Origin of the sequence: Acidisphaera sp. S103, assembly GCF_009765975.1 — a bacterium.
Lineage (GTDB): Bacteria > Pseudomonadota > Alphaproteobacteria > Acetobacterales > Acetobacteraceae > Rhodopila.
On the sequence record NZ_LMUJ01000082.1, the window covers coordinates 54,869 to 58,830 of the forward strand.

Below are 3,962 nucleotides of genomic sequence, written 5' to 3' on the forward strand. Positions count from 1 at the left end.
CCGCGAGCGGACGCGGATGGTGCTGGACGCGCTGCCTCGGGGCCAGGTGTTCGACTGGGTGGACGAGGTGTCGATCAAGCTGACGACGATGATGCTGGCGACGCTGTTCGACTTCCCGTTCGAGGAGCGGTCGAAACTGACGTACTGGTCCGACGTGGCGATCTGCAACGTGAACGCGCCGGATGCGCCGGTGCATTCGGAGGCGGAGCGGTTCGCCGAACTGAAGATTATGGCTGAGTATATCGGCCGGCTGTTTGTTGAACGGCGGGGGCAGCCGCCGAAGTTCGATCTGTTGTCGATGCTGGCGCATGGGGCGTCCACCCGCGACATGCCGCTGACCGAGTTCATGGGCAACCTGGCGCTGCTGATCGTCGGCGGGAATGACACGACACGGAATTCCATGAGCGGCGGGTTGTTGGCGTTGAACCAGTTCCCTGGGGAGTACGACAAGTTGCAGACGAATCCGGGGCTGGTGGACAGCGCGGTGTCGGAGATCATCCGCTGGCAGACGCCGGTGATCCATATGCGGCGGACGGCGGCGCAGGACACCTCGATCGGGGGGAAGCAGATCAAGGCCGGGGACAAAGTGGTGATGTGGTATATCTCCGGCAATCGCGATCCGGAGGCGATTGAGGAGCCGGACCGGTTCATCATCGACCGGGCCAGGCCCCGGCAGCATCTGTCGTTCGGGTTTGGGATCCATCGGTGCGTGGGCAACCGGCTAGCGGAGCTGCAACTGAAGATATTGTGGCAGGAAATTTTGGTGCGGTTCCCGAAGATCGAGGTGGTGGGGGATGCGCGGCGGGTTTACTCGAATTTTATTCGGGGAATTCGGTCGTTGCCGGTACGGATTCCGGCCTGACCGGTCCGGCAGTAGCGGCCGGCCGGTTTTTCATTGAAGTTGCAGTCACGGCGGTGGTTTACTGTCGCTAAGGCGGCTTTTGACCGTTGATCCGATGGGACGTGCCCGGCACGCTATACGATATGTCGGTATATGGTTTGCTGGTTACCCCCGTGAAACAGCTATTCGATGCCGCCGCGCGCAGCGGGTTCGGCAAGACCGTGCTGAAGATCGACAGCGACGCGATCAACGACGAACGGTTTTGGGACCAGTTGTCGCAGGTGCGTAAGGTCAAGCGCCTGCTGTTCCAGGAGAGCGTGGCGTTCAAGGCCGAAGATCTGCCGAATATCGGTCTCGAAAAATTGGAGGCGATTTCATTTCACGTCTACGGCAGAACCCCGACAGCCGAAGAATGGACGTTGCTGGACGCCAAGCAGAGCGTGATATCGGGCTACCTCGATGGACGGTTGCGCTGGAAACTGAAAATGTCGCGTCTGCGGCTGTATTTCACGACCGTGCCCGTCGTTTTTCTGGTCACCGCCGTGTTCGCCTTGGCCGGCGGCATCGTGCGCGCCATGTTCTTCGACAACGCGCCCTCTGGTGGCGCAACGCCCCAGGGCGCTTATCTGTATTCGGCCTCGGTCATTCTCTGGACCCTTGCTCTCGGCGGGCTTGGCGCGTGCGCGTTCCTCGGCACCACGATGATCAGCGAGAATGCCCGCATGAACGGGCTGTTGCCGGCGGGCGACGGCAGCGCGAAATCGCCCGAAACCGATTTCGATCTGACGGATCGGGACCTGATCTGGACCCGCATCGTCGTCGGTATACTGTTCGCTTTCCTGCTAGGTATTCCGCTTTCGGCGGGGTCGTTGAAGTTCGTCGTCGCGCAGATAGCGACCGGCGACATAACGACGGTCAGGGTCAATGCCGATCTGGTGCAGACCATGGCGCTGACACTGCTGCCGTTCGTGATCGGTTTCAGCACCACGCTGGTATTGGGCGTGATGGACCGGTTCGTGACGGCTATTCGCACCGTCTTTGGTATGACCGGGAAGTAGCGCGGCCCAGTAGCGGCGGGCGGCCGAGCGGGGTAAAGGTCGGGCGGAGAGGAATTGCCCCATGCCCGATACCGCACTGCCCGCCACCCCCCTGTTGGATGCCATTCGCGCCATTGTCGGCGATCGGGGGCTGCTGACCGAAAGCAGCGATACCGCGCCGTATTCCGAGGATTGGCGCCGGCTGTACCAGGGCCGCACCAGCGCGGTGGTGCGGCCGGGGACGACGGAGGAACTCGCGGCGGTGGTGCGGTTGTGCGCGGCGGCCGGGACGGCGATCGTGCCGCAGGGCGGCAATACATCGATGGTGGGCGGGGCGGTGCCGAATGAGGATGGGTCGGAGTTGGTCCTGTCCACGGCTCGTTTGAACCGCGTTCGCGAGATCGATACCGCGGACATGACGCTGACGATCGAGGCGGGGGTGACGCTGAAGGCGGCGCAATTGGCAGCGGCGGATAGGGGATGTTTGCTGCCACTGTCGATCTCGTCCGAGGGGACGGCGCAGATCGGCGGCGTGCTGGCGGTGAATGCCGGCGGTAACAACACGGTGCGTTACGGCAACGCCCGCGACCTGGTGCTGGGGCTGGAGGTGGTGCTGCCGGACGGGTCGGTCTGGAACGGGCTGCGGCGGCTGCGCAAGGACAATACCGGGTATTGCCTGCGGCAGTTGTTCGTGGGGTCGGAGGGGACGCTGGGGATTATTACGGCGGCGGTGCTGAAACTGGTGCCTCAGCCGAAGGAAATCGCGGTGGCGCTGTGCGGGGTGGAAAACCCCGAGGCGGCGCTGGCGCTGTTTTCGCGGTTCCAGGCGCATGATGCGGCTTCGATCAGCGCGTTCGAGCTGATGTCGGGGCTGGGGATGTCGTTCGTGCTGAAGCATATACCGGGTGCGGTGCTACCGCTGGAGGCGCCGGCGCCGTTCTATGTGCTGGTGGAACTGGCGTCGCCTCGGCCGGATGCGGGGTTGCGCGGAATGTTGGAGTCGGTGCTCGAACAGGCGCTGACCGAGGGCACCGTGCTCGATGCGGCGATCGCGGAATCGGACGCGCAGCGGGCGGCGATCTGGAAGCTGCGGGAGGAACATTCCGAAGCGCAGAAGCGCGAGGGCGCCAGCGTCAAGAACGATGTTTCGGTGCCGGTCTCGAAGGTGCCGGCGTTCATCGGTAAGGCCACGGCGGCGTGCGAGGCGCTGCTGCCGGGGGTGCGGGTGGTGCCGTTCGGGCACATGGGGGACGGCAATATTCATTTCAACCTCGAGCAGCCGGTCGGTTCGGATGCGGCTTGGTTCCTCGGGCAGGATCATGCCATCATGGACGCGGTGAATGACGTTGTGCGGGAGTACGACGGCAGTTTCTCGGCGGAGCACGGGATCGGGAAGTTGAAGCCTTATATGATGCCGGATTGGCGGGGTGGGGCGGAACTGGCGCTGATGCAGCGGATCAAGGCGGCGATCGATCCGGCTGGGATCATGAACCCGGGGAAAGTACTGCCGTAGGGGGACGTTTCGGCGTCGGTCGCGGGAAAGGCGTGGATGGCGGGCCTTCGCCCGCCATGACGATGATGGGCCAGCGGGTCACGCGAATGATGGGCCAGCGGGTCACGCGGATGATGGGCCACCGGGTCACGCGGATGATGGGCCAGCGGGTCACGCGGATGATGGGAGAAGTTGGAGACGTGACGGCGCCTCGTCCGCTTGAGAGCGACCTGTATGCGCCGGTGAAACGGCATCTGGAGGCCGTGGGGTATGTCGTCCGCGGCGAGGTCGGGCGATGCGACGTCGTCGGGGTCCTCGATGACACCATCGTCGCGGTCGAACTGAAGCTGTCGTTTGGGCTGGCGGTGCTGTACCAGGCGTTGCGTCGGCTGCCGGCGGTGGACCTGGTCTACGTCGCGGTCGCGGTGCCCGAGGGCCGGGTCGCTCGGCGTAATTGGGATGCCCAAGCGGCGGATGCGACGCGGCTTTGCCGGCGGTTGGGCGTGGGATTGCTCTCGGTGCGCAGCGGCAACGTCGTCGTGCATGCCGATCCCGAACCTTACCAACCTCGCAGGCAGCCGAAGCAGCGTCA

At 64.2% G+C, this 3,962-nt stretch carries 3 protein-coding genes and 1 pseudogene; all 4 read left to right on the top strand.

What is annotated here, in order from left to right:
- On the top strand, positions 1-862 hold an 862-nt coding region (locus tag GSQ89_RS27705; protein ID WP_158931364.1), incomplete at its 5' end, for a cytochrome P450.
- A gap of 152 nt (positions 863-1,014) precedes the next feature.
- The gene (locus tag GSQ89_RS27710) at positions 1,015-1,899 is read left to right on the top strand and encodes a hypothetical protein (RefSeq protein ID WP_158931365.1); all 885 of its coding nucleotides are present in this window, start codon (positions 1,015-1,017) and stop codon (positions 1,897-1,899) included.
- A 61-nt stretch (positions 1,900-1,960) separates the two neighbouring features.
- Entirely contained in the window at positions 1,961-3,391 is a 1,431-nt protein-coding gene (locus GSQ89_RS27715; protein WP_158931366.1) for an FAD-binding oxidoreductase, read from the top strand.
- A gap of 32 nt (positions 3,392-3,423) precedes the next feature.
- Positions 3,424-3,962, top strand: a pseudogene (locus tag GSQ89_RS27720) (hypothetical protein); the annotation flags it as partial.